Raw genomic sequence first — 16,421 nt, 5'->3', positions numbered from 1 at the left:
GGGCGCCGCGCTCCCGGCGCCGACCGCGCCGACGGCGGAGCCGCCCCGCGTGCCGCTGGTGCACCGTCCGGTGACCTGGCTGCTGTGCCTCACGTTCGTCGGGCAGGCCTCGTCGTACATGGGCGTCACGGCGTGGCTGCCGTCCGTGCTGCACGACGCGTCGGGGCTCGGCCGCGGCGGCGCCGGGGCCGCGGCGTCGTTGTTCCAGCTCTTCGGCGTGCTCGGCAGCGTCCTGGCCCCCGCGGCGCTCGCGCGGCGCGTGCCGCCGCGCGCGGTGGTGCTCGGCATCGCGGCCTGCTGGCTGTCGCTGCCGCTCGGGCTGCTGCTCGCGCCCGGCGCCTGGGTCGCGTGGGCGGTGCTCGGCGGCCTCGCGCAGGGCGCGAACTTCGTCGTGCTGTTCACGGTCGTCGCCGCCGTGGCCGACTCCCCCGCCGAGGTCCGCCGCCTCTCGGCCACGGTCCAGACCGTGGGTTACGCGGTCGCCGCGGCGACGCCCAGCGTGCTCGGCGCGCTGCACGAGGCGACCGCCGGGTGGACGGCGCCGCTCGTCGCGGTCGTCGGCCTGCTCGGGCTCGCGGCCACGACGCACACCCTCGCCGCGGGGCGGCTCCCGCACCGCTGACGGCGCGTCGGCGCGGTCAGCCCGCGGTCTCGGCGGCCTCGAGCCACGCGGCCTCGAGCTCGTCGCGCTCGGCCGCGAGCGCGCGCAGCTCGGCGTCGAGCGCCGTGACCGCCTCGTGGTCGGTGGCCTGCTCGGCCATGCGCGCGTGCAGGCCCGCCTCGAGCGTCGCGATCCGCTCGAGGCGGCGCTCGATGCGCTGCACCTCCTTGCGGGCGGCGCGGACCTCCGCGGCCGACGGCGCGGGCGCCGACGGGCCGTCCGCCGCGGGCGCGCCCCCGGGGGCCGCGGCCGCGTCGTCGGGCAGCGCGAACCGCGCACCCCCCAGCGCGGCGGCCCGCAGCTCGAGGTACTGCTCGACCCCGCCCGGCAGGTCCCGGACCTTCCCGTCCCCGAGCAGCGCGACCTGCCGGTCGCACACGCGCTCGAGCAGGTACCGGTCGTGCGACACCACGATCAGCGTGCCGGGCCACCCGTCGAGCAGGTCCTCGACCGCCGCGAGCGTGTCGGTGTCCAGGTCGTTGGTCGGCTCGTCGAGCAGCAGCACGTTCGGCTCGGCGACCAGCAGGCGCAGCAGCTGCAGCCGGCGCCGCTCACCGCCCGACAGGTCGCGCACGGGCGTGCGGGCGCGCTCGCGCGTGAACCCGAGCCGCTCGACCAGCTGGCTCGCGGTGAGCTCCTTGCCGCCGACCACCACCGAGCGCTTCTCGCGCTCGACCGCCTCGACGACCCGCAGGTCCGCGACCTCGTCGAGGTCCTCGACGTCCTGCCGCAGCTCGGCGACCTGCACGGTCTTGCCGCGCCGCACGCGCCCCGACGTGGGCTGCGCGCGGCCGGTGAGCAGCCGCAGCAGCGTCGTCTTGCCCGCGCCGTTGACCCCGACCACGCCGTACCGGTCCCCCGGGCCCAGCCGCCACGTCACGTCGTCGAGCAGCACGCGGCCGTCGGGCAGCGTGAACGTCACGTCCTCCAGGTCGAGGACGTCCTTGCCGAGCCGCGCGGTCGCGGTGCGCGCGAGCGCGAGCGAGTCGCGCGGCGGCGGCTCGTCCGCGATGAGCGCGGTCGCGGCGTCGATCCGGAACTTCGGCTTCGACGTGCGCGCGGGCGCCCCGCGGCGCAGCCACGCGAGCTCCTTGCGCAGCAGGTTCTGCCGCTTCGCCTCGACCGTCGCCGCCTGCTGCGCACGCTCGGCGCGCGCCAGCACGTACGCCGCGTACCCGCCGTCGTACTGGTCGACGACGCCGTCGTGGACCTCCCACGTGCGCGTGCACACCGCGTCGAGGAACCACCGGTCGTGCGTCACGACCACGAGCGCGCCGCTGCCGCGCGCGTAGCGCTCGACCAGGTAGCCGGCGAGCCACGCGACGCCCTCGACGTCGAGGTGGTTGGTCGGCTCGTCGAGCACCAGCACCTCGTCGTCGCGCACGAGCAGCGCCGCGAGCGCGACGCGGCGCCGCTGCCCGCCGGACAGCTGTGCGACGCGCGCGTCGAGCGCGACGTCCGCGAGCAGGCCCGTGTGCACGGCGCGCACGCGCGCGTCCGACGCCCACTCGTGCGCGTCGGCGTCGCCGTGCACGACGTCGCGCACGGTGCCGTCGCCCAGGTCGTCGCGCTGGTCGAGCAGCGCGACCCGCGTGCCGCCCGCGCGCGTGACGCGGCCGTCGTCGGGTGCCTGGCTGCCCGCGAGCACGCGCAGCAGCGTGGACTTGCCGGCGCCGTTGGGCCCGACGACGCCGATGCGCTGGCCGTCGTCGACGCCGAGGCTCACGCCGTCGAGGAGCGTGCGGGTGCCGAGGGTGAGGTGGACGCGGTCAGCGCCGAGCAGGTGAGGCATGAGGTCGTCCAGCCTGCCAGGTCCGCGGGCGGGGTGTCGACGCGGCACCCGGGCGCACGCCGCGGGGCGCCGGACCGCGCCCCGAGCCCGGCTCGGTCGGTGGTCCGGCGCCCCGCGGCGCTCCGGGTGCGCTCAGCGCGCGGCGCGGCTGCCGAGCACCTCGCGCACGCGCACGCGCGCACCCATCCGCAGCACCGACCGCTCGTAGATGCGCGCCGCGATGCCGATCACCACGACGCACGAGGCCGCGAGCACCGCGAGCGACAGCAGCGGCTCCCACCAGGCCGCGTCGCCGAGGAACAGCCGCACCGGCATGCCCACGGGAGCGCTGAACGGCACGTAGGACATCACGGACAGCACGGTCGCGTTGTCGTTGAAGAACACCACGAGGAAGTACGGCGCCATGACCAGCCACATCGCGGGCTGCAGCACGACGCCGGTGTCCTCGATGCGCGACACGAGCGACGCGCTCGCCGCGAACACCGACGCCAGCAGCACGAACCCGACCGCGAAGAACACGACGAACCACACCACGGGCGTGCCGATGAGCGTCAGCAGGTCGTCCTGCCCGGTGACGACCAGCGCGAGCACCGACACCGCCGCGATCGCCGCGGTCTGCCCGAGGGCCAGGGCGGAGTTCCCGAGGATCTTGCCGGCCAGCAGCGCGCGCGCCGGCACGGCGGACAGCAGGATCTCGACGATGCGGGTCTGCTTCTCCGTCACGGTGTTCTGCGCGATCGTCGAGCCGAAGCTGATCGCCGACATCATGAAGATCAGACCGAAGCCGAACGTCACGACGTAGCGCACGGGGCCGTCGGCGTTCGCGGGGGCGAGCAGCTCGACCTCGGGCCGCTGGGTGAGCGCGTCGAGGAGCGCGTCCGGCGCGGACTCCATCGCGAGCACCTCGACGCCCAGCGGGCCGTCGGCCGGCACGACCGCCGCCTCGACGTCGCCGTCCCGCACGGCCCGCTCGGCCGCGGCCCGGTCGGCGACGTCGGTGACGGCCAGGCCGTCGGTCGTCGGGACCTCGCCCGCGACGGACGTCACGACCGCGACCGGCACGTCGTCCTGCGCGCGGCCCGACATGACCGAGCTCACGACGATGGCCGCGAGGATCCCGACCAGCAGGATCGCCGTCGAGACCAGGAACGACTTCGAACGCACCTGCGACGTGATCTCGCGCTCGGCGACCAGCATGCTCGCGCGCACGAGCGACGGACGGTCGGGGGTCGGGGTCGTGCTCATCGGGCCGCCTCCTGCAGGTCGGGCTCGGGCGCGTCGATGACGACGTCGCGGAAGATCTCGGCGAGCGACGGGCGCAGCGGCGTGAACGCGTGCACCGGGCCCCGGGCGAGCGCCGTGCGCAGCACCTGCTGCGCGACGTCGTCGTCCGCGCGGAAGACGGCCGTGGCGGCGGCGAGCTCGTCGACCAGCACGCCGGGGACGTCCCGCAGCCACGCGACGTCGCCGTCGGCGACGATCTCGAACCGCGCGGTGCCGTGCTGCGCGCGCAGCTCCTCGCGGCCGCCGGCGGCCCGCACGCGCCCGCCGGCGATGATGACGAGGTCGTCGCACAGCCGCTCGACCACGTCGAGCTGGTGCGACGAGAACAGCACCGGCACGCCCTGCGCGGCACGCTCGGCGAGCACGCCCTGCACGACGTCGACGGCCATGGGGTCCAGGCCCGAGAACGGCTCGTCGAGCACGAGCACCTCGGGGTCGTGCACGAGCGCGGCCGCGACCTGCGCGCGCTGCTGGTTGCCGAGCGACAGGCTCTCGACCGGGTCCTTCGCGCGCTCGGCGAGGCCCAGCTGCTCGACCAGCGCGTGCGCGCGGGACGCCGCGCCGGCCTTGTCGAACCCGTGCAGCCGTGCGAGGTACGTCAGGTGCTCGACGAGCTGCATCTTCGGGTACAGGCCGCGCTCCTCCGGCATGTAGCCGAACCGCGAGCGCGCGGCGCCCGCGAGCGGCGCACCGTCGAGCGTCACCGTGCCCGCGTGCGGTGCGAGCACGCCCAGGATGATGCGCATCGTCGTCGTCTTGCCGGCCCCGTTGCCGCCCACGAACCCCGTGAGCCGACCCCGCCCGACCGTGAAGCTCACGTCGTCGAGCACGAGCCGGTCGCCGAACGATCGGCTGACCCCGTGCAGCTCGAGCATCGTGCCTCCTGCCGTCCACGCGTCCGGCGGTCCCGGACGTCCTGGCACGACGGTAGGCGGGACGGCGGTGCCGGCACCTCGGGCGGGCGGCCGATCCTGCGTCTCCGTCCCGGGACGGAGACGCCGCGCGGACGAGCGGCCCTCAGCCCACCAGGCCGTGCTCGTGCGCGTACACGACGGCCTGCACGCGGTCGCGCAGACCCAGCTTGGCCAGCACGTTCGACACGTGCGTCTTGACCGTCGCGCGGCTGACGACCAGCTCGGCGGCGATCTCGTCGTTGTTCAGCCCGCGGGCGACGAGCGTGAGCACCTCGCCCTCACGCTCGGTCAGCGGCACGACCGGCTCGGGCGCGGGCCGCGCCGCGGGGCGCTCCTGCACCGCGCGCGCGATCACCGCGCGCGTCACCTCGGGGGCCAGCAGCCCCTCGCCGGCGGCGGCGCGCAGCACGGCGTCCGTGAGCTGCTCGGGCCGTGACGTCTTGAGCAGGTACCCCACGGCGCCCGCGCGCAGCGCCTCGACGAGGTAGTCCTCGCGGTTGAACGTCGTGAGCACCACGACTGCCGCGTGCACGGCCGGGTCGGCGACCAGCCGGCGCGTCGCCTCGAGCCCGTCCATGTCCGGCATCTGCACGTCCATGCACACCACGTCGGGGCGCGCGGCCCGCACGAGGTCGACGGCCTCGGCACCCGTCCCGGCCTCGCCGACGACCTCGATGCCGGGGTGCGCCGACAGGATCGTCCCGATCCCCGCGCGCAGCAGGGCCTGGTCGTCCACGAGCACGACCCGCACGGGTCCGGTCATCGGTCAGCCTCCGTCGTCCTCGCCGCGGCACCCGCCACGACGTCGTCCAGCGGCGTGCCCAGCGGCAGCCGCGCCCGCACCACGAACCCGCCCCCGCGGCGGCGCGACGCCTCGAACGTCCCGCCGTCGGCGGCGACCCGCTCACGCATCCCGACCAGGCCCATGCCGGTCGACGGCACGGTGCGCAGCCGCCGCCCGGTGCCGCCGTCGTCGGACACCTCGAGCTCGACCTCGTCCGCGAGCCACCGCAGCCGCACGTCCGCGCGCACGCCGTCGCCGGCGTGCTTGCGCGTGTTCGTCAGCGCCTCCTGCGCGATGCGGTAGAGGTTGAGCGACGCGAGCGGCCGCAGGCGCCGCCGTTCGCCGATCTCCTGGAAGGTCACCGCGAGCCCGGCCTCCCGCGCACGCTCGACGAGCTCGGGCACGCGCGCGACGTCGAGCGACGCGAGCGCCTCGCCGGACCCGAGCGCGGCCGCCGACCCGTCGTCCGTGACGGGCTCGGGGGCGCCGCTGTCGCGCAGCATGCCGAGGATGCCGTGCAGCTCGCGCACCGCGTCGCGCGCGGCCTCCTCGACGTGCCCGAGCGCCGCCGTCGCGCGCTGCGGGTCCGACGTCAGCACGGTGCGCGCCGCGGCGGCCTGCACGCCCATGAGCGACACGTGGTGCGCGACGGCGTCGTGCAGCTCGCGCGCGAGCCGCAGCCGCTCGAGCGCGACCGCCTGCTCCTCGCCGCGCCGCCGCTCGAGCACCAGCAGGTGCGTGCGCCACTGCGTGCGTGCGCGCTCGCGCGCGGACCGCCACGAGTGCTCGCCGAACCACCAGGCGCCCGCGAAGTACAGGACGTTCGTCAGCAGCTGGAGCAGCGTGAACGACACGAACGGCGAGAACACGCCCACCTGGTCCGGCAGCTGCTCGGAGATCTCGGGATCGGTCGCGGCGACGAACAGCGACGTCAGCAGCCAGACCATCATCGCGACCACGACGAACGCGCGCACGAGCACGCCGCGGCGGCGGTGGGTCTCCCACGCGCCGACCGTGTACATCGCGCAGAACAGGGCGATGTTCGACAGCAGCGTCTCGGGCACCGAGAGCGCCTGACCCGTGATGAACGCCGCCGCGACGACCAGCAGCACCGCGCTCGGCCACCGGCGCCGCACCGCGAGCGGCAGCGTCGTCGCCGCGAGCAGCAGGGCCGCGAGCCAGCCGTCGGCGACGTGCTCGTACATGCCCGCGACGCGGAACAGCACCATCGACAGCAGCGCGCCGAAGAACAGCGCCACGGCGAGCAGCGCGTCGCCGCGCAGCGCGTCGGCGTCGGGTGCGGGACGGACCCACCCCCCGGCGTCGGGGTCGGCGGGCGGCACGGGTGCGACGGCGCCCGCGGTGGCGGGACGGACCAGGGCCGTCTCCGTGCCGCCGCGCGCCGCGTCCGGTCGCGCGGTCACTCGCCCGCCACGACGCGCGCACCCGCCACGGGTCCCGTCGCGGTCAGCACGCGGTCGGCGACGCCCGACGCCGTGAACGCCGCGGCGATCGCCAGCGCGTGCTGCCGGCTGCGCGCGAGCGCCGCGACCGTCGGCCCGGACCCGGACACGACGACGCCCAGCGCCCCCGCGTCGGTCGCGATCGCGAGCGGCTCGGCCAGGCCCGGGTCGAGCTCGAGCGCGGCCGCCTCGAGGTCGTTGTGCAGCGCGGCACCCAGGGCCGTCGCGTCGCCCGCGAGCAGGGCCTGCATGAGCGGGACGTCCCGGTCCTCGAGGTCCTGCGCGCCCGCGTGCAGCTCGTCGAACGCGGCGTACACGGCGGCCGTCGACAGCCCGCGGTCCTGCACGGCGAACGCCCAGTGGAACTCGCCGCGGCTCAGCGCGGGCGTCAGCAGGTGACCGCGCCCCTGCCCCACGGCGGTGTGCCCCACGAGCGAGAACGGCACGTCCGAGCCCAGGTCCGCCGCGAGCTCGAGCAGCTCGTCGCGCGACAGGCCGGTGCTCCACAGCGCGTCGCACGCGACGAGCGCGGCGGCCGCGTCGGCGGACCCGCCCGCCATGCCGCCCGCGACCGGCACGCCCTTGACCAGGTGCAGGTGCACGCCCTCGTCGACGCCCGCGCGCTCGGCGACGGCGCGCGCGGCGCGCAGCGCGAGGTTGGAGCCGTCGGTCGGCACGAGCTCGGACTGCGGACCGCTGGCCGTCACGGTGTAGTCCTCGGCCGCCGTCGCGACGACCTCCTCGTACACCGACACCGCCTGGAACACGGTCGACACGGGGTGGTAGCCGTCGGCCTGCCGCCCGCCGACGCGCAGCGACAGGTTCACCTTGCCGGGCGCCCGCACGCGCACGGCGCGCTCGGGCAGGTCGTCGACGGGGGTGAGGGTCACGGTGCCACTGTGCCAGGTCCGGGCGCCGCGGGCCGCGCGAGGCCCAGCGCCTCGGCGATGCGCGCGAAGCCCGCGACGTCGACCTGCTCGCCGCGCGCCTGCGGGTCGAGGCCGGCCGCGCGCACGGCCGCCTCGGCCGCCGACGACGAGCCGGCGAGGCCCGCGAGCGCCGAGCGCAGCATCTTGCGGCGCTGCGCGAACGCCGCGTCGACGACCGCGAAGACCTCGGTGCGCGCGACGGTCGTGGTGGGCGGCTCGCGGCGGTCGAGCCGCACGAGCGCCGAGTCGACGTTGGGCGCGGGCCAGAACACGGCCCGCCCGACGGTCGCGGTGCGGCGGGCCGCCGCGTACCACGCGGCCTTCACCGACGGCACGCCGTACGTCCGGCTGCCCGGGGGTGCGGCGAGCCGGTCGGCGACCTCGGCCTGCACCATGACCAGCCCCCGCTCGAGCGATCCGAACCGCTCGAGGAACGTCAGCAGCACGGGCACGGACACGTTGTACGGCAGGTTCGCGACGAGCGCGGACGGCGGCTCGCCCGGCAGCGCCGTGACCGTGAGCGCGTCCTGCGTGACGACCGTGAGACGCGCACGGCCGTCGCCGTCGCGCAGCACGACGGTGCGCGACACGTCGTCCTGCGTCGCGTCCCCGACGGTGAGGCCGGGGACGTGCGCCGCGACCGTCTCGGGCAGGAGGGTCGCGAGCACGGGGTCGATCTCGACGGCCACGACGTCGGCGCCCGCCTCGAGCAGCCCGAGCGTCAGCGACCCGAGCCCGGGCCCGACCTCGACGACGCGCTCGCCGGCGCGCACGTCGGCCTGCCGCACGATCTTGCGGACGGTGCCGGCGTCGAGCAGGAAGTTCTGCCCGAGGGTCTTGGTGGGACGCACGCCCGCGCGTTCCGCGAGCGCGCGGATCTCCGCAGGCCCGAGCAGGGCGATCGCCGACATGACCCCCGAGCCTAACGACCGACGGCCCGTGCCCGGTCCGCGAGCACGCCACCCCACCGGCTCAGGGTCCGGCCGCTCCCGGGGTCCGCCACCGGGTGGAGGTCCGCGTCCGACGACGGACGGCACGGGCGACCCTCGTCGACGGCACGCCCCTCTCCCCCACCCGGCCCCTCCCCACCCGGCCGCCTCCCCGCCCGGCCGCCTCCCCGCCCGGTGCGGGGTTCGGCCGCTCATGCGGCGCCACCACCGGCACAAGGCCGCGTTCGACGGCGCCGGTGCGGCGGCCGGGGACGGCGGTGGGCCGCGGCGGTGGGTGGGTGGCGGTCAGGGGCGGGGACGGCGAAGGGCGGTCCGGGACGTCGGGGAGACGTGCCGGACCGCCCTTCGCCGACGTGTCAGCGGGTCAGCTGAACAGGTTCTTGCCGCAGTGCGGCCACTGCCCGGCGCCCGAGCGGTTGTAGAGCATCTTGGCGCGGGCCGTCTGCTCGTCGGCCGACGCCTGCGACGGCAGGCCCGCACCGCCCACGGCCTGCCACGTGGCGACCGAGAACTGGTAGAGGCCGTGGTACTTGCCGGTCGACGACACGGCGTCGGCACGACCGCCCGACTCGCAGCGCGCGAGCGCGGCCCAGTTGAGCGAGTCGGCGTCGCCGCCCGCGGCGATCGGACCGGCCGTGCCCGAGGTCGACCCCGAGCTCGCGGGCCGCGGCGCGGGCGCCGGGCGCGGCTTCGTGCCGACCCTGACGACCTCCTCGACGGGGGCCGTCGTGATGTCGTCGGACACCGGGACGCGCGACTCCTCGGCGCCGTCGACGGTCGTGACGGTCTCGACGACCGTCCGCACGCCGGGGACGCCCGCCTGCGCGACGACCTTCTTGCCGGTGTACTGCGACGCGTCGTCCTCGGTGCGCGACGTGAAGGGCACCTCGGACGTCGTCGTGACGTCCTGCACCACGACGCGCTGCACGACGACCTGCACGACGCCGTTCGCGTCGTGCTGCACGCGCACGCGGTCGAGCGGCTGCAGCGTCACGCCGAGCTCGTCGAGCACGGTGCCGACGCTCGCGTCGGCGTCCGGGACGTCGAGCACGCCGCCGTCGACGAGCACCTCGGCGCGACCGTCGAGCACGAGGTCGAGCGGGAGCTCGGCGCGCTCGGCGGAGCGGGACGCGACGAGCGCGACGGTGTCGGCACGCGTCGCGAGCGTCTCGAGCGCCTCGTCGGCCGTGAGCGCGGTCGTCCAGACCTGCTGCTCCTGGCCGTCGAGCTGGACGACGATCTCCTTGGCGTGGCGCACGACGATCTCGGCGCCGTCCGTGAGCGCACCGGTGTGCGACACCGTGTCACGGCCGCCGAGCTGGACGCCCTGCGCGTCGAGGAGGCCCTCGACCGAGCCGGCGAACGTGGAGATCTGCGTGACGTCGCCGTCGACGTCGAGCGCGACGGTCTTGTGGGCGTTGGCGACGGCGATGCCGCCGCCCGCGAGGACGAGGACCGCGGCGCCCGCGGCGACGAACGGCCAGCGGAGGCGGCGCAGCCCGGTGCGGGGCGTCGGACCCTCGTCCGGTCCGGCGTCGGGGTGCGGGGTCGTGACGGCGTCGGCCGTCGGCGGGGTCGGACCGGTGTGGCGGGTCGAGAACTGCACGAGGCTCCAGCCGTCGCTGTGCCCGGGCACGGGGAGCGGCGCGGGCCCACGGGCACCACCGGTGCGCCGTGCGTCCGTGCCGCGGAGGGGTTCCCCGATCCGGCGGTCACGGCGGCCGTGAGGGACGGCCGTCGGTGCCACCGGTCACGGACCGCGGAGGGGCGGACCGATCAAAGGTGACACGCGACCGTAACGGAATTGTGACCTGTCGTCCAACCCCCGCACGACGAGACCCCGGTCACGTCACCGACCGGGACGCCTCACCGGCCGGTCGGCACCGGCTCAGTACCAGCCCTTGGCCTTCGAGTGCGACCACGCGCCGCACGGGTCGCCGTAGCGGCCCGCGATGTACCCCAGACCCCACGTGATCTGCGTCGCCGCGTTGGTGCGCCAGTCGTCCGCGACCGACGCCATCTTGCTGCCCGGCAGCGCCTGCGGGATCCCGTAGGCGCCCGACGAGCGGTTCTCGGCCGTCACGCGCCAGCCGCTCTCCTTGTTCCACAACGACACGAGGCACGCGAACTGGTCGTCGCCCCACCCGCGCGCCGCGGCCATGTCCTTCGCGAGGGCCTGCGCCGTCCCCGGCTCGACCGCGACGGTCGACGGGTCCGGCAGCTCGGCCGTGCCGACCCGCACCACCTGGTCGACGGGCTCGGTGGTCATGACCGACGCGACCACCGTGCGGCCCACGACGACGCCACCGACCACGTCGAGCGTGTAGGTCGTGGTGCGCAGGCCCGCGCGGCCCGCGTTCTTGACGACACGGTTGCCCTTGACCAGCGACGGGTCCTCGACCTCCTGCACCGCGAACGGCACGGCCTCGGTCACGGTCTCGCCCTGCGTCGCCGCGCGCGTCACGAGCACGACGAGCCCGTCGACGGCCGCAGCGTCGAGCGGGACCGAGACCTGGTCCCCCTCCTCGAGCACCAGCCCGACGTCCTTGAGCGCGTCCCGCACCGTCGCGCCGCTGCTCACGCCGTCGATCACCTGGCCGTCCACCACGACGTGCACGGTCTTCTGCGTCGACACCCGCAGCACGTCGCGCCCGAGGCTGTCCGACCGCGACGCCGACAGCCGCACGCCCTCGCGCAGCCCCAGCGCGTCCACGGCCTCGCCGACGGTCAGCGCGGTGGTCCACAGCGTCTGCGGCGCACCGTCGACCTCGACGTCGATCTCGCGGCCGTGCCGCACCACGACCTGCCCGTCGCGCCCCACGGCCTCGTGGAGCCCGGGCGCCACCAGGTCGCCGTCGCCCACGTCGATGCGCCCGGCCGCGAGCACGTCCGCGACGGTCCGGCCGAACGTCTGGACCTGCACCTCGGCGCCGTCGACGTCGACCGTCACGTCCTTGTGCATCGCGGCGAACGCGCTGGTGCCGCCCGCGACGAGCGCGAGGACGACGGCCTGCGCGGCGGTGCGTGCGGCCCGGGCGCGCACGCCGGTGGCGCGACGCCCCGGCACGTGGTCGTGACGGGTCACGGTGTCCTTCGGGTCGGCGGGAGGGATCGCTGCCCTGGGAGGGTCATCGGCACCGGGCCGGCCGTCCTTGACAGACGTCCGGCGGCTGCGCCGGACAGACCGTAACCGATCCGTGACCCCCGCCACCACCCCGGCGCACGCGCGCGCGAGCGGCGTGCCGGCTCACCACGCCCCGTACACCTGCGCCGCGACCTCGCCGACCTGCGCGCACACGTCCGCCAGCGGGCGCCCCGTGACCTCGGCGACCGTGCGCACGGTGCCCGGCAGCAGGTACGGCGCGTTGGGTCGCCCGCGGAAGGGGTGCACCGTGAGGTACGGCGCGTCCGTCTCGACCAGCACGAGCGAGGCGGGCAGCTCGCGCAGCGCCGCGCGCAGGTCCTCGTTGGCGGGGAACGACACCGGGCCGGCGAACGAGCAGAACCAGCCCTCGTCGGCGCACACGCGCGCGAGGTCGACGCCACCCGAGAAGCAGTGGAACACCGTGCGCTCGGGGGCCCCGTCGCGGCGCAGCACGTCGACGACGTCGTCGTGCGCGTCGCGGTCGTGGATCTGCAGCGCCAGCCCGAGCTCCTTGGCGAGCGCGACGTGCGCCCGGAACGCCTCGCGCTGCACCTCGCGCCCGCGCGGCCCGGCGCGGAAGAAGTCGAGCCCCGTCTCGCCGATCGCCCGCACGCGCGGGTTGTCGCGCGCGACCGCCGCGACGGCCGCGAGCGCGTCGTCGAGCGGGACGTCGTGCCGCGGCTGCGGGTCGGGGTCGAGGCCGTCGGGCGCGACCTCCCGGACCCCCGCGTGCAGCACCGCCTCGTTCGGGTGGATCGCGACCGCGCCGAGCAGCGCCGGGTGCTCGCGCACCACCGCGTCGGTCCACGCGACCGCGTCGAGGTCGCAGCCGACCTGCACCATGCGCGGCACGCCCACCGCGGCCGCGCGCGCGAGGTGCGCCGCGAGGTCCGGGTGCGCCGCGGCGTCGGCCGGGTCCCAGCCGTCCGCGCGCCAGCCGACGACCGACTCGAGGTGCGTGTGGTCGTCGACGACGGGCGACGGGAGGGGCTCGGGCGGCGGGGGCCAACCGCGTTCGCGCTGCTTGCGTGCCACGTCAGGCGTCCCGGGTCAGGACTGCCGGAGCCGCTCGAGCTCCTCCTCGACGATCGCGTCGTCGAGCTTGGTGAACACGGGCGTCGGCTTGTCGACCTTGGTGCCCGGCACGACCGCGCGCGGCTGCCACGTGCCCCGCACCGAGCGGTAGTCGCCCGTGATGACCGGGTAGTGCCGCGTGTCGTCGTCGAGGTCGGTGACCTCCTCGATCCGCGGCTGCGGCGAGAACGTGCCCGTGCCGCCGAGCGCCTCGTGCACGGCCTGCGCGCTGTGCGGCAGGAACGGCGCGAGCAGCGTGTTGAGGTCGCTCACGGCCTGCGTCGTCGTGTGCAGGACGGTCGCGAGCCGCTCGCGGTCGCCTCTCAGCTTCCACGGCTCGGTCTCGGACACGTAGCGGTTGGCCTCGCCGACCACGCGCATCGCCTCCTGCAGCGCCTGGCGCTGCCGGTGCGTGCCCACGAGGTCGCCGACGCGCCCGAACGCGGTCGTGATCTCCGCCGTCAGCGCCTCGTCGACCGCCAGGCGCGGCCCGGGGGCCGGGATCTCGCCGAAGTTCTTGTGCACCATGCTCGCGGTGCGGTTCACCAGGTTGCCCCAGCCCGCGACCAGCTCGTCGTTCGTGCGGCGCTTGAACTCCGCCCACGTGAAGTCGACGTCCTGCGTCTCGGGGCCCGCCACCGAGATGTAGTAGCGCAGCGCGTCGGGCTGGTAGCGCGCGAGCATGTCGCGGACCAGGATCACGAGGCCGCGCGACGTCGAGAACTGCTTGCCCTCGACGTTGAGGAACTCGCTCGAGACCACCTCGGTCGGCAGGTTCAGCAGCCCGTACGGGCCGGGCGCGCCGCCCTTCGACCCGCGACCGGCGTAGCCGAGCAGCTCGGCCGGCCAGATCTGCGAGTGGAACGTGATGTTGTCCTTGCCCATGAAGTAGTACGAGCGCGCGTCCGTGTCGTTCCAGAACTGCCGCCACGCCTCGGGGTCGCCCGTGCGGCGCGCCCACTCGATCGACGCGGACAGGTACCCGATGACCGCGTCGAACCACACGTACAGGCGCTTGTTGGGGTTCTGCTCCCAGCCGTCGAGCGGCACCGGGATGCCCCAGTCGATGTCGCGCGTCATGGCGCGCGGACGCACGTCGTCCAGCAGGTTGAGCGAGAACTTCAGCACGTTCGGGCGCCACTCGGTGCGCGTGCGCAGCCAGTCCCCCAGCGCGTCGACGAACGCCGGCAGGTCGAGGAAGAAGTGCTCCGACTCGACGAACTTCGGCGTCTCGCCGTTGATGCGGCTGCGCGGGTTCTTCAGCTCGATCGCGTCGAGCTGGTTGCCGCAGTTGTCGCACTGGTCGCCGCGCGCGCCGTCGTACCCGCAGATGGGGCACGTGCCCTCGATGTAGCGGTCGGGCAGCGTGCGGCCCGTCGACGGGCTGACCGCGCCCATCGTGGTGCGCTCGACCATGTAGCCGTTCTTGTGCACCGTGCGGAACATCTCCTGCACGACCGCGTAGTGGTTGCGCGTCGTGGTGCGCGTGAACAGGTCGTACGACAGGCCGAGCTGCGTGAGGTCCTCGACGATGACGCGGTTGTAGCGGTCCGCGAGCTCCTGCGCGGTCACGCCCTCCTTGTCCGCCTGCACGAGGATCGGCGTCCCGTGCTCGTCGGTGCCCGACACCATGAGCACGTCGTGCCCCGCCATGCGCATGTACCGGCTGAAGACGTCCGAGGGGATGCCGAAGCCGGCGACGTGACCGATGTGGCGGGGGCCGTTCGCGTAGGGCCACGCGACGGCCGACAGGATGCGGGACATGCGTCGATCCTAGGTGGGCGGTCCGTCGTCCTCGACGCGGTTCCCGCGGGCCGGACGCGGGCCGGACGTCGGGCGGCCTGGCGTCGCGGCCTCAGCCGACCGTGACGCGCAGCACGCGGTCGTCGCCGTCGGCCGGGTCGCCGCGCCCGTCGGTGTTGCTCGTCAGCACCCACAGCGCCCCGTCGGGCGCGACCGCCACCGCGCGGAGCCGCCCGTGCTCGCCCGCGAGCAGCGCCTGCGGCTCGCCGAACCCGGCCGCGTCGGCGGCGGGGTCGGCGAGGGTCGCGGGGTCGACGGGCCGCAGCGGTACCCGCCACAGCGTGCGCCCGCGCAGCCCCGCGAGGTACACGCCCTCGTCGGTGACGGCCAGGCCCGACGGCGACGCGTCCGACGTCGCCCACACCGCGACGGGGTCGACGGCGCCGCCGGCGGCACCGCCCCGCCCCTCGACCCCCGGCCAGCCGTAGTCGCCGCCCGCGTGCAGCACGTTGAGCTCGTCCCACGTGTCCTGCCCGAACTCGGACGCCACGGCACGGCCGTCGGGCGCCCAGCCGATGCCCTGGACGTTGCGGTGCCCCCGCGTCCACACCGGCGAGCCGGGGTCGGGGTTGCCGGGCGCGGGCGCGCCGTCGGCGGTCACGCGCAGCACCTTGCCGCCCAGGCTCGCGGGGTCGGGCGCCAGGGCCGTCCGGTACGTGTCGCCCGTCGTCACGTACAGGTACCCGTCGGGCCCGAACGCGAGCCGCCCGCCGTTGTGGTTCGCGCCCTTCGGGATGCCGTCGAGCACGGTGCGGACCGGTCCGAGCGTCGCGCCGTCGAGCGTCGCGCGCAGGACCCGGTTGTCCTGCGCGGCCGTCGCGTACAGCACGACGTCGACGGGACCTCCGGGCGCGGCGTCGCCGGGGACGACCGCGACGCCGAGCAGACCGCCCTCGCCGCGCGGCACGACGGTCGCCGCGACCTCGTCGGCACCCGGACCGGTCACGTCGGTCACCGCACCGTCCGCGCCGACCAGCACGAGCCGTGCCGCGTCGCGCAGCGTCACGAGCGCACGCCCGTCCGGCAGGAAGGCCAGGCCCCACGGCACGTCGAGACCGGTGACGACGTCCTGCACGGACGTGACCTCGACCGTCGGCACGTCGCGCACGGCCGGGGCCGGGGCGTCGGACGGGGTCGACGAGGGCGTCACGGACGGTGTCGGCGTGGGCGTCACCGACCCGCTCGCCGTGACGTCCGCCGTCGGTGCGGAGCCGCCGGCCCCGCAGCCCGCGAGCGCGACCGCCACGAGCAGCGAGACCGCGCCGCGCACCGGACCCCGCGTCGTCGCACGCCCGGTCGCGCGGACCGTCGCCGGCTCGGCGCCCGGCGCCCGTCGCGTGCCGTCGCCCGGTCGCTCCGTCGTCATCGACCCCACTGTGCCCGCGGCCGGGGCGGACCGCACGCGCCCGCCCCGCACCGGCCGACCACGAAGCCCGCCGGGCGGCGGTCCGCGCGGACACCAGCACCTCCGCCCGCGCACACCCCACCCACGCCGACGGACAGCGGTACGGGTCGACGGACAGGTGCGTGCCGGTGTCCGTGGTCCGTACCGCTGTCCGTCGAGGAACAGGTGCGGCGGAGGTGGCGGGAGGTCGCGGGGGCGGAGCCCGCGCGGGGCGGGT

Annotated in this window: 12 protein-coding genes and 2 pseudogenes; 1 reads left to right on the top strand and 13 read right to left on the bottom strand. The window is 75.9% G+C overall.

What is annotated here, in order from left to right:
• A pseudogene (locus CS2_RS14685) lies at window positions 1-622 on the top strand (MFS transporter); the annotation flags it as partial.
• A 16-nt stretch (window positions 623-638) separates the two neighbouring features.
• Here CS2_RS14685 and CS2_RS14680 read toward each other — a convergent pair.
• From CS2_RS14680 to CS2_RS14625, 13 genes and pseudogenes are all read right to left on the bottom strand, one after another.
• A complete protein-coding gene (locus CS2_RS14680; RefSeq protein ID WP_432458163.1) occupies window positions 639-1,964 on the bottom strand; it encodes an ABC-F family ATP-binding cassette domain-containing protein in 1,326 nt (441 codons plus the stop codon).
• A 23-nt stretch (window positions 1,965-1,987) separates the two neighbouring features.
• Window positions 1,988-2,453: pseudogene (locus CS2_RS19745) on the bottom strand (ATP-binding cassette domain-containing protein); the annotation flags it as partial.
• 132 nt (window positions 2,454-2,585) lie between these two features.
• The gene (locus tag CS2_RS14675; RefSeq protein ID WP_046530234.1) at window positions 2,586-3,698 is read right to left on the bottom strand and encodes an ABC transporter permease; all 1,113 of its coding nucleotides are present in this window, start codon (window positions 3,696-3,698) and stop codon (window positions 2,586-2,588) included.
• Window positions 3,695-4,612, bottom strand: a complete 918-nt coding sequence (locus CS2_RS14670) for an ABC transporter ATP-binding protein (RefSeq protein ID WP_070320548.1) — start codon at window positions 4,610-4,612, stop codon at window positions 3,695-3,697. Before CS2_RS14670 ends, CS2_RS14675 begins: the two co-directional genes overlap by 4 nt.
• A gap of 142 nt (window positions 4,613-4,754) precedes the next feature.
• Window positions 4,755-5,414, bottom strand: a complete 660-nt coding sequence (locus CS2_RS14665) for a response regulator (protein ID WP_046530232.1) — start codon at window positions 5,412-5,414, stop codon at window positions 4,755-4,757.
• The gene (locus CS2_RS14660) at window positions 5,411-6,859 is read right to left on the bottom strand and encodes a sensor histidine kinase (RefSeq protein WP_082740261.1); all 1,449 of its coding nucleotides are present in this window, start codon (window positions 6,857-6,859) and stop codon (window positions 5,411-5,413) included. The genes CS2_RS14665 and CS2_RS14660 overlap by 4 nt, the downstream gene beginning before the upstream one ends.
• Window positions 6,856-7,788: a 4-(cytidine 5'-diphospho)-2-C-methyl-D-erythritol kinase gene (locus CS2_RS14655; RefSeq protein WP_070320547.1), complete on the bottom strand. Its 933-nt coding sequence runs from the start codon at window positions 7,786-7,788 to the stop codon at window positions 6,856-6,858. Before CS2_RS14655 ends, CS2_RS14660 begins: the two co-directional genes overlap by 4 nt.
• The gene (gene rsmA, locus CS2_RS14650; RefSeq protein ID WP_070320546.1) at window positions 7,785-8,738 is read right to left on the bottom strand and encodes a 16S rRNA (adenine(1518)-N(6)/adenine(1519)-N(6))-dimethyltransferase RsmA; all 954 of its coding nucleotides are present in this window, start codon (window positions 8,736-8,738) and stop codon (window positions 7,785-7,787) included. Before rsmA ends, CS2_RS14655 begins: the two co-directional genes overlap by 4 nt.
• Before the next feature lie 403 nt (window positions 8,739-9,141).
• Window positions 9,142-10,413, bottom strand: coding sequence for a resuscitation-promoting factor (locus CS2_RS14645; protein ID WP_070320545.1), 1,272 nt, complete (start codon window positions 10,411-10,413; stop codon window positions 9,142-9,144).
• Window positions 10,414-10,665: 252 nt separating this feature from the next.
• Window positions 10,666-11,862, bottom strand: a complete 1,197-nt coding sequence (locus tag CS2_RS14640; protein WP_082740260.1) for a resuscitation-promoting factor — start codon at window positions 11,860-11,862, stop codon at window positions 10,666-10,668.
• A 162-nt stretch (window positions 11,863-12,024) separates the two neighbouring features.
• Window positions 12,025-12,957, bottom strand: coding sequence for a TatD family hydrolase (locus CS2_RS14635; RefSeq protein ID WP_070320544.1), 933 nt, complete (start codon window positions 12,955-12,957; stop codon window positions 12,025-12,027).
• A gap of 15 nt (window positions 12,958-12,972) precedes the next feature.
• A complete protein-coding gene (metG, locus tag CS2_RS14630; protein WP_070320543.1) occupies window positions 12,973-14,760 on the bottom strand; it encodes a methionine--tRNA ligase in 1,788 nt (595 codons plus the stop codon).
• Between the two features lie 91 nt (window positions 14,761-14,851).
• Window positions 14,852-16,165, bottom strand: coding sequence for a PQQ-dependent sugar dehydrogenase (locus CS2_RS14625; RefSeq protein ID WP_082740259.1), 1,314 nt, complete (start codon window positions 16,163-16,165; stop codon window positions 14,852-14,854).
• Window positions 16,166-16,421 lie beyond the last annotated feature (256 nt).

Origin of the sequence: Cellulomonas iranensis NBRC 101100 = JCM 18110 (assembly GCF_001552375.1) — a bacterium.
Taxonomy (GTDB): Bacteria; Actinomycetota; Actinomycetes; order Actinomycetales; family Cellulomonadaceae; genus Cellulomonas; species Cellulomonas iranensis.
This window is presented reverse-complemented; position numbering and strand designations above follow the sequence as displayed.

What these genes read in the sequence shown, in the direction of transcription:
- CS2_RS14675 (WP_046530234.1), bottom strand. Translation starts at nt 3,698, where the DNA reads ATGAGCACGACCCCGACCCCCGACCGTCCGTCGCTCGTGCGCGCGAGC.
- rsmA (WP_070320546.1), bottom strand. Translation starts at nt 8,738, where the DNA reads ATGTCGGCGATCGCCCTGCTCGGGCCTGCGGAGATCCGCGCGCTCGCG.
- metG (WP_070320543.1), bottom strand. Translation starts at nt 14,760, where the DNA reads ATGTCCCGCATCCTGTCGGCCGTCGCGTGGCCCTACGCGAACGGCCCC.
- CS2_RS14625 (WP_082740259.1), bottom strand. Translation starts at nt 16,165, where the DNA reads ATGACGACGGAGCGACCGGGCGACGGCACGCGACGGGCGCCGGGCGCC.
- CS2_RS14670 (WP_070320548.1), bottom strand. Translation starts at nt 4,612, where the DNA reads ATGCTCGAGCTGCACGGGGTCAGCCGATCGTTCGGCGACCGGCTCGTG.
- CS2_RS14665 (WP_046530232.1), bottom strand. Translation starts at nt 5,414, where the DNA reads ATGACCGGACCCGTGCGGGTCGTGCTCGTGGACGACCAGGCCCTGCTG.